Annotated in this window: 20 protein-coding genes; all 20 read right to left on the minus strand. The window is 32.6% G+C overall.

Annotated features, from left to right (window positions below; genetic code table 11):
* Positions 1–3 precede the first annotated feature (3 nt).
* The 20 genes from BM102_RS08035 to BM102_RS08130 all read right to left on the minus strand — a co-directional run bounded on the left by BM102_RS08035 (position 4) and on the right by BM102_RS08130 (position 22,619).
* Positions 4–414, minus strand: a complete 411-nt coding sequence (locus BM102_RS08035; protein ID WP_090480746.1) for a sugar 3,4-ketoisomerase — start codon at positions 412–414, stop codon at positions 4–6.
* Positions 415–508: 94 nt separating this feature from the next.
* The gene (locus tag BM102_RS08040) at positions 509–1,411 is read right to left on the minus strand and encodes a glycosyltransferase (protein ID WP_090480748.1); all 903 of its coding nucleotides are present in this window, start codon (positions 1,409–1,411) and stop codon (positions 509–511) included.
* Between the two features lie 48 nt (positions 1,412–1,459).
* Positions 1,460–2,437, minus strand: a complete 978-nt coding sequence (locus tag BM102_RS08045; RefSeq protein WP_090480751.1) for a glycosyltransferase — start codon at positions 2,435–2,437, stop codon at positions 1,460–1,462.
* A gap of 50 nt (positions 2,438–2,487) precedes the next feature.
* Entirely contained in the window at positions 2,488–3,294 is an 807-nt protein-coding gene (locus tag BM102_RS08050; protein WP_090480754.1) for a glycosyltransferase, read from the minus strand.
* 45 nt (positions 3,295–3,339) lie between these two features.
* The gene (locus tag BM102_RS08055; protein ID WP_090480757.1) at positions 3,340–3,696 is read right to left on the minus strand and encodes a DUF2304 domain-containing protein; all 357 of its coding nucleotides are present in this window, start codon (positions 3,694–3,696) and stop codon (positions 3,340–3,342) included.
* Positions 3,678–4,394 carry a glycosyltransferase family 2 protein gene (locus tag BM102_RS08060; protein WP_090480761.1) on the minus strand — a complete coding sequence of 239 codons (717 nt, stop codon included), beginning with the start codon at positions 4,392–4,394 and terminating at the stop codon, positions 3,678–3,680. The genes BM102_RS08055 and BM102_RS08060 overlap by 19 nt, the downstream gene beginning before the upstream one ends.
* 68 nt (positions 4,395–4,462) lie before the next feature.
* Positions 4,463–6,472 carry a DUF2142 domain-containing protein gene (locus tag BM102_RS08065; RefSeq protein ID WP_090480763.1) on the minus strand — a complete coding sequence of 670 codons (2,010 nt, stop codon included), beginning with the start codon at positions 6,470–6,472 and terminating at the stop codon, positions 4,463–4,465.
* On the minus strand, positions 6,462–7,205 hold the full coding sequence (locus BM102_RS08070; RefSeq protein WP_090480766.1) for a hypothetical protein: 744 nt from the start codon (positions 7,203–7,205) through the stop codon (positions 6,462–6,464). Before BM102_RS08070 ends, BM102_RS08065 begins: the two co-directional genes overlap by 11 nt.
* Before the next feature lie 33 nt (positions 7,206–7,238).
* Positions 7,239–8,699: a flippase gene (locus BM102_RS08075; RefSeq protein ID WP_090480769.1), complete on the minus strand. Its 1,461-nt coding sequence runs from the start codon at positions 8,697–8,699 to the stop codon at positions 7,239–7,241.
* 21 nt (positions 8,700–8,720) lie between these two features.
* Entirely contained in the window at positions 8,721–9,626 is a 906-nt protein-coding gene (locus tag BM102_RS08080) for a glycosyltransferase family protein (protein ID WP_090480771.1), read from the minus strand.
* A 16-nt stretch (positions 9,627–9,642) separates the two neighbouring features.
* Positions 9,643–10,539, minus strand: a complete 897-nt coding sequence (locus BM102_RS08085; protein ID WP_090480774.1) for a WaaS/CpsH family glycosyltransferase — start codon at positions 10,537–10,539, stop codon at positions 9,643–9,645.
* Positions 10,539–11,438: a glycosyltransferase family A protein gene (locus BM102_RS08090; protein ID WP_090480777.1), complete on the minus strand. Its 900-nt coding sequence runs from the start codon at positions 11,436–11,438 to the stop codon at positions 10,539–10,541. The genes BM102_RS08085 and BM102_RS08090 overlap by 1 nt, the downstream gene beginning before the upstream one ends.
* A 14-nt stretch (positions 11,439–11,452) precedes the next feature.
* A complete protein-coding gene (locus tag BM102_RS08095) occupies positions 11,453–12,202 on the minus strand; it encodes a glycosyltransferase family 32 protein (protein WP_090480779.1) in 750 nt (249 codons plus the stop codon).
* Positions 12,192–13,397, minus strand: coding sequence for a hypothetical protein (locus tag BM102_RS08100; RefSeq protein WP_090480781.1), 1,206 nt, complete (start codon positions 13,395–13,397; stop codon positions 12,192–12,194). Before BM102_RS08100 ends, BM102_RS08095 begins: the two co-directional genes overlap by 11 nt.
* A gap of 44 nt (positions 13,398–13,441) precedes the next feature.
* Entirely contained in the window at positions 13,442–14,653 is a 1,212-nt protein-coding gene (locus BM102_RS08105; protein ID WP_090480784.1) for a glycosyltransferase 87 family protein, read from the minus strand.
* Positions 14,654–14,661: 8 nt separating this feature from the next.
* Entirely contained in the window at positions 14,662–16,629 is a 1,968-nt protein-coding gene (locus tag BM102_RS08110; RefSeq protein ID WP_090480785.1) for a sortase family protein, read from the minus strand.
* Between the two features lie 21 nt (positions 16,630–16,650).
* Positions 16,651–17,958 (minus strand): MBOAT family O-acyltransferase, encoded by a 1,308-nt coding sequence (locus BM102_RS08115; protein WP_242942918.1) that lies wholly within the window; start codon positions 17,956–17,958, stop codon positions 16,651–16,653.
* A 204-nt stretch (positions 17,959–18,162) separates the two neighbouring features.
* Positions 18,163–19,611 carry a hypothetical protein gene (locus tag BM102_RS08120; RefSeq protein WP_090480791.1) on the minus strand — a complete coding sequence of 483 codons (1,449 nt, stop codon included), beginning with the start codon at positions 19,609–19,611 and terminating at the stop codon, positions 18,163–18,165.
* Between the two features lie 11 nt (positions 19,612–19,622).
* The gene (locus BM102_RS08125) at positions 19,623–21,035 is read right to left on the minus strand and encodes a hypothetical protein (protein WP_090480793.1); all 1,413 of its coding nucleotides are present in this window, start codon (positions 21,033–21,035) and stop codon (positions 19,623–19,625) included.
* Positions 21,036–21,050: 15 nt separating this feature from the next.
* Positions 21,051–22,619 carry a hypothetical protein gene (locus BM102_RS08130; RefSeq protein ID WP_090480796.1) on the minus strand — a complete coding sequence of 523 codons (1,569 nt, stop codon included), beginning with the start codon at positions 22,617–22,619 and terminating at the stop codon, positions 21,051–21,053.
* Between the last annotated feature and the right edge of the window lie 11 nt (positions 22,620–22,630).

Raw genomic sequence — 22,630 nt, forward strand, 5'->3', positions numbered from 1 at the left:
CGTCTAATTATCCTTTCTATTCTCTACATACTTTAAAAATTCGTCATAATCACGTATATAGTCATTTTCATCATATAAATCAGATGCCAAAACCATTAGTACCGCATCTGGAGAGAAGTCATACATTTCTCTCCACATAGCATTAGAAACATATAAACCTTCATATGGTTTTTCTAATGGTATTATCTTCTTTTCTTTGCCATTATCTAACAAAATTTTACAACTTCCACTCACACAAAATAATATTTGTTCTAAGGATTTATGTGCGTGAAACCCTCTACGCACACCTTCTTTTGTGTCATACATGTAATAAACCCTTTTTATTTCAAAGGGTATATCTTTATATTCTTCAAGTGCAACCAGTTGGCCTCTATCATCTCCATGAGGCTGAAACATATATTTTATTACTTGCATCGTTTTCTATCCTTTCTTTATATAAACTATTGTATTATATACTTTATAACATTACAAAATCAATAAAACTCCCACTCTTAAAATGAACAAAATCTCACTTTTTCAATAGCCAAAGAATTTTATCTCTTATGAATTCATATAAGAAAACGATTGATACTAAAGGATATCTTAAAGCTAATAAGATAGCAGGACAATAATCTTTTTCAGTTCTAAAATTTATAAAACCTCTTAACATCCAATTGCTATTTTTTTTCTCAACTTCTATTTCTAATTTGTTAAAAAGTTTTCCATCTTTCAATAACATTTCGTTAGGATTTGATGACACTCCATCCATTCGATACCTTATACCCACTATTTCATATGCAACTTCTATTCTTTCATTTTTAGTGCATTTATAAATAAATGGTCCATCTTCCCATAATATGTATCTTTCACTAAATCCACCAATTTCCACAAAAAAATCTCTTTTAAAATACAGAGCACTTCCTGATGCCATATTCTTATATATTGCTTTGATGAATCTTTCGTGTTGTTCTTTTCTATCCCAATTCTGTATTATTTTTCTATCTGCAAGATGTGGTAAATACCCTAAAAACATATCATTTGAATCTACGCAGTACCTTGTTACGGCTAGCGTATTACAGCGTCTGTCAAGAAACTCTTGTACAACCTCCGAAACAACATGCGAATTATAAAATATATCATCTCCCGCTAAAAACATGATATACTCACCCGATGATTGTCGTACCGCATTGTTTAGGTTCTTGACTGTGCCTATATTATTACTATTAACAATCAACCTAAATGCTTCAATATTACCCTTCTGATTTTTTTTTACAATACTATTTATCAAATCAATCGGACAATTTTCAGATCCATCATCTGTAATAATATATTCAATACGACCATAATCTTGACCTAATACTGATTTTATAACCCTCTCTATATAATCAAATCGTCTATAAGTTGGCGTTATTATTGATACTAAAGGTAGCATTTCATCCTCTCTTACTAATAATATCTGTACTTTTTACCATATATCATTTTACATAGATAAAATTTTCAATAATGCATTATCTAACCTTGCTTTATATAATATCATATACAACTTAACAATACTTCGTATAAACAATCTTTCTCCTTTAGGTCTAAAAAAACTAAGCTGCTCATTTTTCTCAAACCCATAATAATGGTTTGTCAACCAAGTCATTATCTCATTCTTGTAATCTCTCAATTCATCATACGGCGTTGAATTTGCCACATACAGAATATGGTAAATTGCTGTTTTAGTTAAGAAATAGCAATAATACTCATCTCTTTCAAATGAAATATTTTCCAGTTCATTGAATAAATTAATTACGTTCGTCTCATCTGATTTATTCTTGTGAATTGTATTAGATACGGAACTATTGTTAATCAACCAGTTATATCCCACATAAGTACTATAATAAACTTTCCTCGTTAGTGCATAACATTGTATATTAAAATAAATATCCTCCCCAAAAGGTGCAGGGAGGAATTTAACATTGTTATCTCTTATAAAACTATTTTTATATAGTTTTCCCCACGGTGTAATATTCATATATTTACACCATTTATTATTTGTTAACACCACTTTTTCTTTAATCTTACCATCGCAATACACATGATTATATCCAGTTATAACAATATCCGCATTTGTAGTAATAGCTTTGTTATATAAAGTTTCTATATACATGCTTGACATTGAATCATCTTGATCCATAAATGCAATATACTCTCCAGAAGCATTTACTAATCCAGAATTTCTAGCCGCCCCTTGTCCTGCGTTTTTTTGTCTTATTAGTTTCATGCAACAATATTGCATACCACCAAGGTCATTGTATTTGGCTGTTATATATTCACTTGATCCATCACTCGATCCATCATCTACAAATATCAGCTCTATTTTTTTATATGTTTGTTTCCCAATTTGTTCAAATATGTTATCAATATAATTTTTTCCATTATAGATTGGGATAATAATTGATACATAACCTTCCATTAAACTATACCATTAGAAATAATTTATTTTCTTTACGCACATTTCTTAATTTAATAATTTAAATATGCCTTGCTATAAAATTTCATCAATATCCTTGCAAACCATTTAGGCCAAAACCTACAGAAAATATCGAATTCATTTTCATATCTTTCATTTGATGTTTTTAACAATAAAGCAGTTTGATTCATATCATTCATTCTATGATACAATAAGATATGGTCAACATATACAAAAGAACCCTTTTCTTGTGAAAGTCTTTCCCATAAATCCCAATCCATTGATGCCTTATATTCTTCTCTAAAAAGTTGTTTAGGCATTTTGGATTTAACACAGATTACTGATGGATGTGTAATCGGATCCCCAAAGCACAAAGTTAATCTTTTCCCTAACCTTTTATTAATTAACCATTTTATCTTTGTCGGCCACAGCAAGAATTTTTTTATTTTAATCATAGATGATTGTTTTTCATCAACAATATCATTATGAATCTCTATATAGTCCGTAAATGAAATAATCGGATCATTGGCCATATTTAAAGCCTCAAGGCTTTTTTCAACAAATGTCTCTTTTAATATCTCATCCTGATGAGCGAGCATAACCAATTCTGTATCTGCTTGCTTCATAGCAAAATTATAGTCGTTTATTTGCCCACCATTTGGATTAATTCTCACTTCTATTTTATATTTTTCAGCTATATTTTTTATGTACTCATTCGGTGTCGATGTAGAAATTAATATTTTAGGCTTAACAGTTTGATTAACTATAGATTCTACACTCTCCTCTAAATACTCGCATTCTTTATAAGAACATATAACAAGTGTTAAGTCATCACCAGTGTAATTATTATATCTTTTCATTTAATTTTTCTCCCAAATATCTATAGTATAACCGATTTAAATTTATCAATTTTCATCATTTACCTCATTTTTGTCATATTCATTTAGCGCAATTTGTTGTGAAAGTTTTCTAATACGTTCTGAAGCTCTTGATAGCGCTACTGTTAGTGAGAAAACTATTGCAAGTATAAACATTATCCCCAAGAAAAACAAAGTATTTGTAAGGCTATATACACCTATAAGATTAGATATAAACATCAAGAATCTTGGGAACAGTACTGCAACTATCATCAATACGTCTACGAGAATCCATATAAGTGCATATTTTAGCTGTAATTCTTTCTTCTGTATAAAACGTAAAATACCAATCAAAGCTATTACCAACACAATAAATATAAATACTTTTATCCTTGTCGTTTCCATATAAATCCTTTTCCTCTTGATACTTCTACAAATATAGCCAGTGTAACCTTTATCATATAATAAATAGATTTTCTTGCACTTATAGAAGATTCTCCACCTTGTCGTTCATTCATAACAACAGGTATTTCTATTACTTTATACCCTCTTGAAACAAGTTGCACATCTGTTTCTGGCTCCGGATAATCGCTAGGATAATCTTGCGAAAACAATTTGATAGCTTTTTTACCTACCATCCTAAGCCCTGATGTTGGATCGGATATTAGTTGCCCTGTTAGAATCTGTATTAATCCAGAGAAAAATTTAATTCCTACTCTTCTAATTGAGCTTGACTGAAATCCCTTATTCTCTAAAAATCTTGATCCTATTATCATATCTGCATTATTTTCTACTAATGCTTGCTCCATTGTTTTTAAAAACTCTGGATTGTGTTGCCCATCTGCGTCAACCTGAACTGCAACATCGTAGCCATGCCTAGATGCAAATCTATAGCCTGTCTGAACTGCTCCTCCAATCCCAAGGTTTACCGGAAGATTTAAATGTGGAATACCATATTGTTCGCACATCTCTCTCGTATGATCTGTCGATGCATCATTAATTACTATTACATCATAGTCTGGAGATAAATAATTTGCACGTCTCACAGTGTCTACTATATTAGATTCTTCATTATATGCTGGAATTATAATCAATTTTTTCATAACCAGAATAAATCCTTATATATTTTCTTATTTCAGCGAATTGAGATTATTACATTCACCATTAGTCTCTATATTATTCCAATGTTAAAAATGTATCCAATATATATAAAGCTTGCCATCGCAATGTACTTTTGCCCTGTTATTTTTGGTATGCTACCTTTATTAAATGGTATAGCTATAAGCGGCATCAAGCAAGGCAAAAAATATCGCCCCTGTACTCCGGTCAAAACTTTTTCCCCATAAGTAGTCATCAAGAATCCGGCACATATAATTAATAACGATTCAACCAGTACTGTCAAAATTATTATATAACGTGCGCTAGTATTCAAATAAACCGTTTCATCTTCCGTTTTCATATAGGCTGCTAAAACCGTAATAATTATTAATCCAATTACTAAGTACTCTGGTATTGACGATGATACAGCCATTTTTATACCAAACATTCCCTCAATGTAGCTAATCAAATTTTTTTCAATTGTATTTAATACAATTATCATTGTTTCAAAAGGATTATGGAGAACATAACCTGCACTATAATATTGTTGTAACGAATGAACTACACTAATAGAATTATTGGCACTGATTATATTTGTGTTTAGCTCCAAGGTTGAAGTACTTACTGTTACTATCGTATACATTTTACTTATAATTCTATTTATAGCTATCACAGATATAATAAATGTAACTGTCTTTACCCATCTGTCTCTTAGATTTTTAAAACACTCTTTGTTTAACACAAAAAATAGCAAAATATGAACATAATATACAGTCTTAATAGGTCCAAACAAACTGATTAAAAAAACAAGTTTAAAAATATCCACCCATTTTATTACAACTTTATTTAACGCAATATGTATTATAATTGCCACATATAACATCGATAATATTATGATAATAGCATCATAACTAAATGACGTTACTTGCTGTAGTAACATTGGATTTATCATTACTAAAACAGCTAATTCTTTTTTTAATGGTAATATTTTTAATGTATAATAACAAGCAAACAAATACGTAATAAGTACAAAAACTCTTGCTAAAGTATATGCTTGAATGAAATTCAATGATAATAATCTTCCTATTGTAAGTCCTAATGCTGGAATAAGATGACCTATTGGATAAACCTGCGGATTTAATGCTGATCCTACTGCTCTCGTTCCAACAACGATAGCACCATTGGTATTATCTATACCAGTAAAATCTAACCCTTTATCAAGCAAAAGACAGTAGTTTTCATTTGCATTATTATCATTGTTTAATTGATAAATGTACTCATTTTCAATCTCAGTAACATTGCTTCTCCCCATAATAATATTAGAAAGCATTAAACTAGAATAATAATGATAATCATCATCGTTCACGGCTCCAGGCGAAATCATTAGTAAAACAACGACGCCAATAGTTCCAACTACTATAATTGCATATTTTTCTATTTTTTCTTTCCTGAAAAACCAACATACATTTAAAAGCAAAAATAATACTATAAGTGATGTTATTACAAAAAAATTTGGATATGACTTACAAAATGCTACGGCAACATATCCGTCTAGCGGACTGGCATATATGCAATCATTAAATGATATATTATTATCTTTATTAATTGAATCTTGCGCACCAGTCATCCTTATTTCTATTGCATTATTTTTCTCCAAATTCTGTGCCTGAATAACAATATCATATGTATTTTCTTTTTTTAAAGGATTATTCAGATTTAACTGTATCCATCCAGACCTTTCGGATAAGTCACTTTTAGGTAAATCCCACGTCTGCACGTATGATTGATCCTCATTCGCGATAGATACAGTGAAATCCCCATCATAATTCCAATCTGAAGCAGATATAGGTAATTCAATTGTATCGATTCCATCCACGTTACATTCAAATGGTTGTACTAATACTACACCATCATAAATTGGCATATAAAAATCATATTCATTCTGAGTTTTTTCAACAAAATAATGTTTTATGGGAGTTATTCCGTGTACCGTATAAAACACACCAATAATAATAAAGAAAATTATATTTAATATCAGCCAGTTTCTATTGTTTCTTATCCATATAAAACTCTTAGTAAACATATTTTCTCCTATAAATATCAAAAAATATAAACTCTGTAATTAGCAATACAATTATACTCAAAGCTATCCTTGTCCATTCCTTGCTTGTTGACTCACCATATCCAACAACTGCAAAAATCATATTTCCATCCTGGTTCTCCCCTCCAACAACCAGTCTTATCGTATCATATTCTGTGTTTTGTTTTTTTACAGTAACCGCACTGTATGGGTCAACAGTATCTGAAGTTATCTTTATCAAGCATTCATGGCCATATAAATCATAAAAAAATGGATTCTCTACATCAAGTTTAAGATATGCATTGCATTCTATATCAATTGTATCTACATGCCATTTATCAATAGTTTGACCCTCAGTTTCATCTATTAGCTCAACATTTATACTTCCCAAGTTGTTCCGCTCGTATGTGTACATATACAAACTAATATATGCAATTGTTTTTTTGTTGCAAATAAAATATTGTTCGACACTATTCCCTTCTAATATTTCACCGACATTCTCAAGTTCATTAACATCAATAATACTACTATTAATTACATACTCCTCACCATAAGATACTGGAAAGTCCTGTTTTATAAAATCCACCATGATGGGAATTAGGCATATAATCCCTATGCATATAGCAAATAATAATACTATTGCTTTATGTAATATAATCTTTCTCTTAATAAGGAAACACGAAAGTCCTACTACTATAGCAAGAACAATAATGTTCCATATGAATAAATTTATCATTTATCACCTCTGTTTATTATAAAGAATTCATTTTTATCCTTTATCTTTTTTACGGTTTTTATATTTTATTTTGAATCTATTTAGCACTAAATCAATCGACTCTATGACCATTTCATCCCTAAATAATAGAAGAATAATGCCATATACCAGCATACCTAATATTATTAAGATAAGAGTATTTAAAGCTGAAGCAACAAGTTTCGTAGAAGCTACAAGTACTGCTCCCAACATCACAACTCCTGCAAACCAATATTTCACGCTGGATAATAATATCTTTGATATAGATAGCTCGTCCTTAATGACATAAAAATATATAAACATTGTTATTATTTCAGCTAATAACGATGCTAATGAAGCTCCCATTGCATATAGTCTTGGTATAAGTAATATATTTAGGCTTAAATTGATTATCGATCCAGACCAAACAATGACTGTGCATTTGTTTTCTCGCTTTGTAGGAATCAAATACTGCGAACCACTTATGCAATTAATTCCCATGAAAATTATTAAGAAACTAAGAACGTAAAGCAACGGGCCAACTGGTTCATAGCCATCTCCAAAGAACCATGGAACCATATTTTTTGTAATTCCTATTAGTCCCAAGCATAGCGGGATAGATATCATCCAAACAAATCTATATCCCTTATACATATACTTTTCTAACATTTCTTTATTCTTGTTGCTAAAGTAATAGCCTATTCTTGGAATCAAAACTACTGCAACCGATGTAACAACCATTAACGCTAATCTTTCAACTTTTATTGCTTGTTCATAATATCCATTTTCATAAGAATCTTTAGCAAATCGTCCTATCATAGTTTTATCAATTGCAGCAAACAATTGTGTAGTCGCCGTTGGTAATAATAGTGCAATTGAAACTTTCAAATTACGTAGTGGCTTTATTTCTTTCCATACAGGAAACGAAATATATTTAGGCAAAAATATCCACAATGATAGGTTGCTTATAAACATGAAAAACATATTTCCAAATGCATAAATTAGTAAATCATTTTTTGTTTTCACAAATATAAATATGTAGAGTATTCCAATAACTTTGAAAACTAAATTTCTCCCTACTATTTTGCCGACTTCTTCCATTCCATAAAAAAACCACGCAATATCAAACATGCCAGCCAATAATCCAAAAACAAGCACTAAATAAAGAGAATATTCTTTTTGTGTAGCAGAAAAACATAGGTACACAAGCAACGCTATAATCGATGTAATAAACTCTAGAGTTTTTGCCTCCCAAAAGACATGTGTCCTTTTAGTTTTTTCATCTCTAACGTAAGATAATTCCCGCTGACCATATAAACCTATTCCTAAAGCTGCAAACATTTTATAATATGTCAGTATTGATTCTGCATAACTATATATTCCTATATTAGATGCTCCTAAAACTCTGGAAACATATGGTGTTGTTACAAGAGGCGCTATAACCAACACTATTTGATATATTAAATTATAAATATAATTTCTTTTTAAACTTTTCATTTATAATTCCTGATTTACTGCCTATCTTGCTATGTATATAATTGCTCTTTCAATTATGTAGAACACATTCAAAATCTCGTATGTAATTCGTGATAAGATTTTTTTAACTGGATTTACGTTTAGATAACTATCAGTGTAAACCCTCATGGAGTCGTAAAAGTATCTTAACATCTTAGACTCTTTTATTGGGCTCTTTTTATGATTCACATGATTATGTATAACCTTGAAATCATCCTGATATTTGAACTTGCCACCGACTTTTCGGATTCGTTCAGACATTATTTGTTCTTCAAAATACAGGAATGTTCTTTCATCAAAGCCTTCTGCCAAATCAAAATACTTCTTACTAAAAATCCAAAAGCACCCCGAAAAAGTGTAAAGCTCATCATTTGGCCTTTGTTTTATTTTTCTTGGCAATAATGTATTCAAGAATAATGTGAACATGATAAAGTTTTCATCTGGTCTGTTGAATGGATTTGCACTTGTCCCCTCTGGATTTACAACATTTGGGCCAATAACAGCGACATCATTTCTCTTTATTTCATCTTCTATGACATCCAAATCATATGTTTCATCAAAAAGGATATCATTGTTACTAACTATATAGTTATTATCAGGGAACAATACTGCCGATACCTTTGCTGCTAAGTTGTTTCCCTTTGCATAACCGCCATTATTCATAGCTGCTATGATATGTACATCTATGCCATCATGAGTGAATTGATAAACCGATTTGTTTTCTACCTTTGTAACTTCATTTAGTTCATGATTTTCTTTTACTAATTTCAGGTCCGATGCATCTTCTGTATTATCCACTATGATATATTGTATCTGGTCCTTGCTCTTTAAATATTTATCGCAAAGTCCAATATAATCCAGTGTCATCTGTATGGATTTGTAATCTACTAATAATACTGAAAATCCCATCCTAAACCTCTATCAATTAATTCATGAAGTTAGCTATCCAAGCATCTATATCATGCTTCTTCTTTAAATCTGTTGTATCTGTAAATGGAAGATTCATAAATCCATCTATATCTTCCACGTTGTTATCAAATATATAAACATTATTCTTATTATAGAATTCTTCATTTTTCACTGCGCTATTTGTTGTAAGCAGCTTTTTCTGAAAAAACAAAGCTTCAAGAGCTCTTAAGGTACACCCAATTTGACCACTTTGATTTATCTCTAAGATTGCCTTGCTCTTACTAATTCTATTTCTAATTTCACCATATGGAATGTTTGGTTCGTTTTCACCAATGATATCAAACCTGTAGGTGATATTTTTCTCTTTAAATATATTTGCCAGCTTATCTAGCTTATCTTTACGCCCCTTGTCATGACCTACAAAATATACGTCGTATTCTATATCTGATTCTTGTGCTTCTTTTGAATCATAGTAATACTGGATGTTTTGTTTCATCCCATATTTCTTACAATCATCCGAATCAAAGGACCATATTTCTGTTTGTTCATCTCCAATTAAGCTTGGCAAGCTTTTCTCATTAACAGGATTCCAATACCAATAAATAATCCTTATATCCGGCTTTTGTGCACGTATCCATTTCGGAATTGTTCTGGTTAGCTCACTGGCATGGACAATCACTGTATCATAATTTGCCACAGTTTTTTTCCAATCACCATACCACATGCTAGCCCCTGACAAAATGCCATTAAGCCAAAGCCTTCTGCCAGCTCTGCCAAGTTTGCTTTTAATTGGAGCAAATAAAATATCTGCATGTAAACCAGAATCAATCCATGCATTAAACATTGGATCTGCTTCTTTTACTGTCTCTGTAAGCACTAATATTTTATTTTTATCTATTAGTTTATCTTTCATTAGCTTATCCTTGATTTATTTGCCTTTTTTCTTCTTTGCTGTAATGCTATATATCCTGCTACACCAACAGGCGCCATCAGAATCATCATTAATCTGCTTGGAACATTTTTGAACATTGTTCCATCTTTTATTAATATACAGCAAGAAATGTATCCCACATAACCTCTTATTAGTGGCTGTAAAAACCTGCCGTGAATTATGTGCTGTCTGTAATCTTCTCTGAACCCTCTTGGGTTATTAAACATACAGTTGTACACATCAGCTGTGTATCCGTCTGTCTGGTATTCCTTTATCATCAAAGGCTCAGCTAACATTATTAGCGGTTTGTCTGGCAACTGTATAGTCTTGTAATCCTCTCCAACAAGCTTTTCCCCCAGGTATACTGGTGCATCTTCCGTCGCTTTCATGTATTTATTATTAAATACATTGACAAGGTCTCCACCAATTTTATATTTGTATTTAAACTCTTGGTATGTAGCTGTATGAATGTCAGCAGGAAATTCCGATGAAATTAAAGTACCATCTTCATACATACTTTTTGCAAAAATACCCACACAATCGTCGTTTCCATATTCTCCCCAGCAGTGTAATATCTTTTCAACTGCATCATCTACTAGCCAATCATCTGAATCCACACCAAAAATAAGCTCAGTATCGCATATGCGATATGCAGTATCCCTGGCAGTATGAATGCCACCATTATTCTTGTAACAATATCTTACCTCAAATGGTGATTGGTTCATCCATCCCTGCACTAACTCTTTAGTGCCATCAGTGGAACCATCATCTATTACCTGCCAAACAAAGTCGTGGGTAGTCTGTTTTAATAAAGACTCATATACTCTTGGCAATAACTTTTCTCTGTTGTATGTAGGTGTATAAACTGTTAATAAAGGCATTTTGTTTTCCTGTACTATTTATCTTTTCCTTTTATTAAATCTCTGAATGATGCAAAGTTTTCTGAGCCAAATGTGTTTCTCATAGAACCAACTATGTATCTACGGATTCTGCCTTTTAAAGAGCTATTATTAGTTGAACTAGCTCTCCAGCTGCAATCAAAGTGATGAATCACATAACTCTTTTTCGATGGCTTATTCCATAGTCTTGAAAAATTGTTAGGGCAAAAATATATTTGAGGATATATCTTTAAATCCCCTACCAACTGTTCCTTACCATTTGAAATCATCCCCATTTCTTTTAACTTATTAGAAATGAGAGTAACATTTGTGGTCATATTTAGGCTACCATCTTCATTTATGAATGACATATGGTTGTATGTATCAATCAGTTCGCCTAGTAGTGGATGATTCTTTTCAAAGCCAAGCACTGCTGTAACAATGCAATCTTTTACTTCAAATCCTGTAAAGGCTTTGTTATCAAGAAATTCATCGATGGGTTTTAAAGCTTCAATATCTGTATCGAAATAAACGCCGCCCATCTGCTGCAAGGCATAAAGCCTTGCATAATCAGAAACGAAGGCCCACTTTCCGGCTTCATATGCCTCCTTTGTGTACTGGCATATATTTACGTCGAAATTATCTTCGTTCCACTCAATTATTTCATAGTCAGGCAGGTATTTCTTCCAACTTTCAATACATGACTTTACTAATCCGCTTTTTTCATTTCTACCAAACCAACAATAATGTATTATTTTAGGAATCATAATCTTTCTTTACTTTCTGGTGTAACATTCCTGCAAGAAATAATGAAAAAATCCATATCTGTGAACTATCACTTATACTTTGAATTGGCTCTAACCAAAAGAACACATTCAAAGAAATAAATGCACCAATAATTAAATATTTCACACTTCCTATTTTCTTACTACAGCATATTACAATGTCTTTAAGAATAAGTAGATTATGGAATACTAATATAATAAATACTCCTAATCCAAACTCTCTACCGTATTCAAGCCACATATTATGTGTTGTTGTTATATCTGGATCTATAGTAGTTATAAACCCACCATTTGGATTAGCAATTAGTAATTGCAAGCCTTGTAATGCAACCTGGAATCGAATGTTGTGAAGAATTCCACCATCTCTATTAAAAAATAAATCTTCATTAGAAGAGAGTATTATTTTGCATATGATAAGCAATAAAACTGCTACACATACAACTCCTGCTCCTATTAATATTCGTTTTTTTGTAATAGCTTTTATATAATCGTTTCTATTCTCAACAATATAAATTATAGTCAGCAGTATAAATGTAAGGATAAAGTCTAGAATAACCATCCTTCCTCTAACTAATAAAGAATTTATTATTGAAAGAGCTACCATGACGGATACAATAATGAGCTTACGCAAATTATACTCATCCTTTTGCTCCCTATTTTTTATTAGAAAATAAAAGCATACTCCCAAAAACATAAGATAATTGGACATATATGCTGTTCTTGCCATGAAGATATTAAAGATACCTGTCCAACCAGAAGCCAATTCACCGTTAGCAAGCTCTCGATATGCAAACAACATATCTATTGCAGCCTGTAAATACATGCCACAACTTAACATCATCACTCCAGTGACTATTTTTTTATCTGCTAAATCATCTTTCCCTAACCAAAATGAGCCTAACATATATGCTACTATTGGTGCCAAGAATTTGTATACTTCACCTTCTAGCTGATACTGTGCATCATGTGCTGCTATAAGAATCATTGCCATAACTAATAACATGACCTGATTATCAATTACGACTCTTTTTTGTTTAATTATATTGAAAATGACAAATACTCCGCCAAACAGGCAAAACATCCACAACTTCAACACCGGATATGAAAATGCGTATACAAACAGCAATATCGCACTAATTATAAACATCCAGTCTCTCTTAAGATTTATAGCATTCATGCTCTCTTTTATCTCCAATTTACTTTTATTATCTAACTTATAATCTAGCTACATTGTTCTGTAGTTGCCACGCTAAATCTTTTATAAATCAATGCACAATACGCTACATAAGCCACCACGTTTATAATCGCTAGCATAAACAGATTAATCTCTGTTCTAAATAAATATGGACCATATATTTGCATTGTAGTAATCATCATTAATATATAAGGGATAGCTGTTTTAATGTTAACAAAGACTATGATTAAAGCAAGCATTTCGTATACATAACCATATCTATCATGCATTTCTGGCATAAACATAACAGCTGTATAGATTGATAAAAATGCCATATACAAAATAAATTCATTTTTCAGTACGACATTCTTTTTAATCCATATAATCATATGTACCGCTATTGCACTAATAGCAACTAATATCAAACTAGGCTTTAGCCAAGCATATTGTTCAGCATCCATTTCATTCGAAAACATTATCAACCAAAAGCTTGGATAATTTGATGATATACTTTCATACAAACTACTATTTCCTGCATAAATAGTTATTGCTTCTTTCAAAGTACGTCCTTGCAAAAATGCTGGAATATTACATGCAAGCATGGTCACAAAAGAAATTATGAAATGCAATAATGAGTATCGTTTACTATAAAACCAATAAAATAATAAAAATGGCAAAAAGAATACTGCCTGTAACTTAAATGCTATCGCAAAACCATATCCTACAAATGTTAATATATTATTCTCTTTTATAATTCCAACGAATGTTAATAATAAAAAGAATGTATATATTCCATCGCATTGTCCCCAAAATGCACTATTTATAAAAACAACCGGATGGATTAAAACAATTGAAAAGCATATTAATCTATACCATTTTTTATTATCCTTAATAATAAGACTAACTATATAAGCAGCAGCAACTGCATTTAGATAGTCAAATATACAACTTAAAATTTTGTATGCATGAACTGGATCAAGTGGCAATTCTGTCATAATAGCTATACAAAACTGATACGCAAAGGAATAATTACATTCCAGACCGCCAATACTATATATTGGTTGACTTAATCCACCAAAGATACCACCGTTAGCTTTTATCTGTTCGTACCATGGTAAAAGATGTCCACCTATATCTCCATTTGTAGCATCCAAAAGATTGTAACGGATCACAAATCCTACTACTGCTATAATAGCCACAAATATGTAATCTATCTTTGATTGAATAACATCAACCAGTTTCTTTTCGATGTTCGTCATGCATCCTCCTAATTAATACTATTTATTTCATTATCTTTCAAATAGTTATCCTCTGCCTTTACAAATAATGAGACTTCGATTTCTGTACTATTAACCCATGTGTCAACAGGGATTCCTACAACAAACTGATTATCCTGTGCTCTTACTTCATATGTATATGTTTTCGTTCCATCAGTTAACTGTAGAAAACACATATCCCCCGGTGTTAATAAATCTATCTTTCCAGAAACCATATAGTATGAAAGACTATTTTCAGTTATTACAACATCCCCAATTTCCCAATCAGCTATATCTTTTTCTTCCCAGTTATCCGGATTAGTTGTCATCGAATATGCATCACTATTTCCATCAGAATAAACCCATGAAATGTCTATATCTTCATCATAGTGCTTTCTAATGAAATTTCTTTTTTCAAATAGATAGCGCTCGTCAATCAAATAGACATGGTCATTTTTAACCAATGCCTCATATGGACTCTTATCGCTTCCAAATTCAGCCGACTTTTCATAAACATCAGGGAACAAGGACATACATCCTGTATCCAAGACACAATTGTCAAGAACGCCAAACTCTGGGCACTGGAAAATGCTGTAGGCGTCAAGTATAGGCGTTGTATAATTTATAAGAAAAAGGTCTGCATTATCGCTAGGATCGATAGTGTCCAAAAAGGTCGTAAATGCAATAGAATCACTAAGCTCCACATCAATCTTTTCTGATGATAGTAAATGCCTATCTGATAATGACAATACAAATGCACCAGCTATAAAACCAATTGTCATGGCCTTTTTTCTTTTATATGGGTTATCGTTAAAACCACATGCAAAATAGTATAGTCCTATCGATAATGCTACTACCCATGGTATTATTCCCACTCTATCTGGATATCTATTATTAAATACCAAATAATATGTTTCCATTAGCATTAGTAATGTAGTGAACGCTATTTCCCATCTTTTTCTGATGTTTATAACAAACGCCAGTAACAATACTAATACAGCAATCCAAAACAAAACATGGGTCATGCAATATTTGACTGAATTTTTTGTAGCTTCTTTTAGATTGTGTAATGATACTTCAGGTTTTTGTTCGTATTTTGTCATTCGCTCTAGTGCATCCACACTAAACACGTTCTTATCCGAAAAATGCCATCCTAAAGCAAATACCATATCATCAGAATCAAATCCTATGTCATCCCAATCAACTGAATCCCATATCTCTTTTGGCAGTGTGCCATAGTCAACCGCTCCATTTAATAATTTGAATCGATAGTTTGCTTCACTCCATCCTTCCGAACTATAAGCTACTTGATTGACACCCCAAGGTATCATGACTGCTAAGGCTATTATCAAAAGATATTTAATCTTCTTTATTACTATTTTTCTATTAAGTATATCCTCTACAAAAATCACAACTACAAAAGCCAATACCATTGCGGCCACTTTGAAGCGTAATAGGCCGCCCCATGTAATAAGGATAGTAGCTATAATTAGTTCTGCTTTGTTAGGATTATCCAAATCATGAATTGCATCTATAAATGTAATAACACCTGCTGCAAGTGCTATCATTGCAATCTTTGAAAAATTAATCTGTTCATATAGATACGAGTATATACATAAGAGAAAAATAGTATTAAGTAAGAAGGCAAAGGACTTGTTCGATATTTTATAAATAGTAATTTTTGCTATTGATGCCAATGAAATAAATGATGTTAGAATATAAGCTACTACCATCCAATTACATATAGGCAGGAATTTGAAGAGTAAACACATGATTGCCCCATATATAACATTGCTAAACATTACAAAGGGACTATACTCTCCAAATACACCGCTAAAATATGTGAGCTGATAAAAATCATCTATAGTCTCATATTGAAAGAGATTCATGGAATACATCCACAGCAGAAAAAGCATATGCATTACTACATATGCTCCAAACCATATCTTGCTGTTATCTCTAATCTTTTCTAATGTCATCCTTTTATATCCTATTTGCTGTTAGAACTGGAAGTAAATAAATTCCTGTCCAGTAATATCCATTGAAAATATAATCATTATCATACAGCTCCAATAAAGAGCATATCTGATAATAAAATTCTTAGTTGAAATCCACTCTACTAACAGAGTCTTGTTTTTCTGGTCTCCTATTGCTCGCATCACGCTAGATATAAATAAAACTAATGTACCAAGCACAAGCATTGTCATATTTCTCATATCTAGCCCAAGAGCCCATAAATCAACTTTTATAGTTGAAAGGTTTGCAAAATAGAACGAATTCTTTAGTACTAAGAATGCATCGCTTATGCTATTAGCTCTAAAGAATACCCATGCTATATCTACAAATATAAATGTCACTATAATCTTGCAAACATAGAGAATTTTGTTTTTAGGATTAATGCTCAGCGTTTCAAGAAGCTTGTCTGTATGTGGCTTTAACAAATCCTCGATAATCTGATAAATACCATGAAGCACTCCCCAGAAAATGTATGTAAATGCAGCTCCATGCCACAATCCACTTACAAAGAAAGTAACCATGATATTGAAATATTTTCTGAGCTGACCTTTTCTATTTCCACCAAGAGGAATATAAAGGTAATCCCTAAGCCATGTGCTGAGTGATATATGCCATCTACGCCAGAAATCCTTGATAGATGTAGCAAAATATGGCAAATGGAAGTTTTCCATCAAATCATATCCAAGCACACGTGCCGCTCCAATTGCGATTGTAGAATAGCTCATGAAATCACAATATATCTGCAAAGCGAATAAAACGCTAGCTAATACAAGCTGATAACCAAAATAGCCAGATACATTATTATACACTGTATCTACTAGAATTGCACATCTGTCAGCAATTACAAGCTTTAAGAAGTAGCCCCAAAGCATAGTAAGAAGGCCGCTTCGTACATTGTCATAGTTGAACTCGCCTGGTGTAGCAAGCTGTTTTAGCAGATTCTTTGAACGCTCAATTGGGCCTGCCACAAGCTGTGGGAAGAAAGAAACGAACAATGCATATCTGAATGGATTCTTTTCTGCATATATCTCATCTCTATACACATCCATGGTATAGCTAAGAGCCTGGAAAATATAGAATGATATACCAACAGGAAGAACTACATCCACGGCGGGTACGTTCATTGTAATACCAAGCTTTTCAAAGATTCTTTCCCATGTATCAATGGCAAAGTTTATATACTTAAAATAGAAAAGCATTCCTATGTTCAATATAAAACTAGCTGCCACTATCCAGTTTTTCTGGCGTAGGATTACTGCATCTGACTTTCCAGAATTTTTTACACGTTCCATAAGGATACCACTAAGGTAAGTAACCATAGTAGAAGCCATAAGAAGCAATATATACTTTGGATTCCAGCACATGTAATAAAAATAGCTACAAATCAGCAGCCAATAATTCCTAACCTTTTTAGGAAAAAGAAAATATAATAGTACTGCTATAGGAAAAAACAATATAAATTGTGTTGAATTAAAAAGCATTATAATCCCCTTTTATTAATATACATACTCAGAAAAACCTACTGTCTCATCGTATGTAACGTTTTTTATACATACCACTTTTTGATTAGTATTATCAATTACCATAATACTGATTCCATATTCTGGAGCCACACTCCAGCTAGAATCGCTTTGTCCTGGCATTGATACTAAAAGACGCTCATCATCGTCTTTAATTTCTATTTCATCAACCTCTGTTCCAGCTGTATTACAGTAGTATACTTTTCCTGCATTATCGGTAAGTCCTAAATCATTGGCTTGAGTTATTTTAAACGGTGTACCATCAATAAATGATTTTTCGAATTCACTAATGCAGTCCATATTATCATATAAAAGGACTGTATAATCTCTATCGCCCACAAACTTAAAGATATCTGCAGTCATATTTTCCATCTGAATACTATCATCAATAGCAAGCATCTGGCGTGGTGTATAGGTTTCTGCATCTTCGAATACATCATGGTAGTTTGTTTTTATATATTCACTAAACTTTAACGCACCGTCATTGTTTAAGTGTATTTCGTCTGCAAAATCTTCAGCAGTAAATATATGCTGTCCCCAGTCAAATGTGACATTATCGTATTTTTCAACGTATCTGTTATAAAAGACCTTTACTGCTTCAATGTATTCATCTGACATTTGTGAGTTATCTGGTAGTGGTGGCTTTACAATATGCACAGCTATTCCATTTTTCTGGCAGAGCGCTATGGTTTTATCGAAATACGATTCATATAACGGATGCATCGGAAATTCCGTATATGGTCTATACTGTGATGTTACAAACACTTCATTTCCTAATGTTGTATATCTACCTCTATGAAGCTCTACTTTATCCATCGCCGCGACATTTGTTTCATAGCCTCTAACATTTTGTATATCATCGCTCTCTTTATCTTGAGTTAAAAAATTATTAAGGCTAACTATGTACTTGCTAGGAAAATATACTTCAGTAGCTATTAAATCCGCATAAGCTCCATTGTGATAAAACATCCCAGTCTCATCATTTATAGCATTTGTTAACAGTTCCATATTATCCATAAAACTAAATCTATGAGCCGGAACTATTTTATCCCAATAGGCTTCTGTGTATCTGAAATGAGAATCATGATAGCTGAGAAAAACATCTGTAGGAGCATCATTATGAGCCAAATAGTCTTTCAACACATAATAGCCCTCTACTGTGGAAGATCCTCCCACAGAAAGATTTATCATAGAATCTGATATTACCTCTGGCATGTAAGCGCTGTTGCATGAACTATCACCTATAACCACAACTTTATAATATTTATCCTGCTTTGTTTCAGTAAACTGCTTATTCCAGAATGTGTATGCAAAATCCTCATTGGAATAATACATCTTTCCATAACACAAAAATAATGACAATCCCCATATTGGTGCAGACACAAGCCCGCATTTTATTATTAATTCTAATACCTTGTTTTTCACTTTTATGCCTCTTATAAAATCTTGCTAAATCCGTTTTCTGTGAAAAGGCTTTGTCTTTCACATACTATTTTATTATTCTCATTGTCTATAACCACAAATGATATTCCCTTTTCCTCTAGAGGATAAACCACTGTCATTTCCTCTCCTACTGTGATTTGTAGTCCTCCGTCAGGATTAGGCAGTATCGAGATTTCATTTAAGTAATCGTTGTTGTCGGCTGATAATGTATACACTGCATATTTAGTATCTCCCACATTATTGTATTTCACATCTTTATTATCATAACCTGCATACAAGTAGTAATACTCACCAAGATTTTCTGTTGTATCTAAATATACGATTGTATAAGACTTGTTATTGATCCACTTGGATAGTTCCGCCAAATAATTCTCTCCTGAAACATCCCTATCAAGTGCAAGCATCCTATCTGAAGAAGGGCTACCATTCTCCCGAAACAGGTCTGGATATAATTCTTTTAATTCACGGCTGAATCTGAACGCACCATGGTTATTCATATGATATTCATCCTTAAAAAATTCATTCTCATATGTGGTGTGAAACCAATAGAAATCAGCATTGTCATAATCTGACAGCAATGTATCATAGTATCCATAAAGTTCTTGCTCGTAATCATCTACAAATCCAGCATCTGTTGAAAGTGGGAGCTTTACCATATGCACTTTTATATCATTTTTATCACATAGATCCACAATCATCTTGTAATACTGCTCTTGCAATGGACTAACATAAAAAGTTGAATAACCCATTATTCCATCAGGATGATATTCTTCATTTGTTATCATGCAATATCTGCCATACCTAGCATCTACATCCTCATAAGCCGATAAATTAGCTTCGCGTCTATCGCCATCTATGGCATGCAGCATTGAATAACTATAAATAGTAGGCGACCAAAATGTATAGTTTAGTACATCTATCCAGTAATTGGCTGATGCAATTTCAGATATATCGTACTCTGCTACATATTCTATCATTCTATATATCTCAAGGTTCTCACCAAGAGTGTACTTATGAACATAGTTACTAACATCCCAGGTAAAATAATCCTCTGCAAGATGATAATCCATATAACTGATAAAAACATCTGTGGGGGCATCATTATGTTCCAAATAATCTTTTAAGGTGTAGTAACCATCTATTGTCCCTGAGCCCGCTAGAGCAAGATTCAAAGTACTTTCTGACAGAACCTCTGGAATATAAGCAGCATTGGCGGTAGAATCCCCCAGAATTAGCACATCATAGTACTTATCTTGAGTAGTATTAGTTACATCTTTATTCCAAATTGCTCCTACGTAATCACTACCTGCTATATGCAACAAATGGGTGCTGCAATAAAATGCAGCACCCCATAATGGCGCAGTAACGCATATGCTTTTAACTAAGAGTTTAATATAACTTTTCAATCAATATCTCCCATACTAATTGTTATACTCAAAGATAGTGTATGTACCATCATCATATACCAATTCGCCTTTGTCGCCACTATACTCTTCAAATTCATCTAAATATGATACTTCATCATCTACATACAAAACAAAGTATCTTCCTGTAGGTACAGTATTATGCGACGACTTCTGTAACCATCTTGCCATACCATCATGCTCATCTGTCACAGTCCACATTTCAATGTCTCCATTTGTAAGCTCGGTGATTATTGGACCATGCCAAAATGTAGCGCACCCCTGTGTATAGCCTTCTTCTTCCAAGAAGCTAATTACCTCTTCAATTCCAGGATTAGCTCTCATAGGTGTTTCTATGTTCGCTTTTACAATACCTACAGAAGAAAGCACTGCCATGATTAATAGTACCGTTGGAGCAGCTTTACGCTCAAAATCCTTTAATTTATCATCAGTTTTGATTTCCAGGAATATTGCCGCTACACCAAACTGGACTGTTGTAAGCCAGTACTGTTCTTCTCCATATATATAAGTGAATACCAGCCCAATTGTCACAAGCATCGCAAAGAAAATTCCCGCATAGAGCTGATCCATCTCTGACATATTTTTAAAATTCATAGCAAGACGTATAACACTTATTACAAGAACAAAGCATATAAGAAGGCCTACACCTGTACAAATTCCATTTACAGAAAATAGCTCTTTTGTGGCATTGTCTGTATATCCAAAACTATCGATAAACCATTTGAATGTTTTTGTAACAGAATTAGTACCACTGCCCCAAGTCATAGAATTATAACTGCTGTATTGATATTTGTTTTCGAAGAACACATGGTTACCAACATACCCTGCAAAGTTAAATGCAGTGGCTATAATTGAGCCTCTAGCAAAAACCAATTTAACCGTTTTATCAATTAGCGCGTTCTTTAAGCCGTTCTCTCGAAGATAGAAATATAATACAACAATGGCATATACTGTTAATGGCGCATAAAAAATTAATGTATTTCTGATGCCATTCAAGCCTGAAATAAAAGCGATAGCCAATAGCAGCATACACAATAGCGCATTTTTAATATTATAAATACTATTACCATCAGCACTTTTCTTAGCCAATACTATAAGTATTACCAAAGAAACTATCATGAAAATAGAATGAGGTACGTAATATGCGCCCCATGTTATATCCATAAAGTACCAAAAACCAAATGGCCAGAGAAGCATGGCGCAAATCCAAACGCCAATCTTTTCCCAGCCTAAAACTTTGCACAATAGCAACCACACTGCTATATATAAGGCTAGCATTATTGCTGTGCCAATTGCTCTAGCTACAATCCAGTTGTCAGGTGAAAGTAACAATCCTATTCTGAAAAACCATTGTGTCTCAGCAACACGTATTTCTGTAGAATAAATCCAACTATGGGTAATAATTGAATGTTCTTTATTCAATAGGTCAGATAAAATCATTTCCGATGCCATATCGGAATCTAGCATATATCTTCCGCTAGTAAGAATGAAAACTACATCATGTATGTAACCTGCGACAAGCCACACCCAAGGTAAATATTTCTTTAAAATACTTCCTTTATTCATTTTTATAACTC

Source organism: Pseudobutyrivibrio sp. JW11, assembly GCF_900115355.1.
Classification (GTDB): Bacteria; Bacillota; Clostridia; order Lachnospirales; family Lachnospiraceae; genus Pseudobutyrivibrio; species Pseudobutyrivibrio ruminis.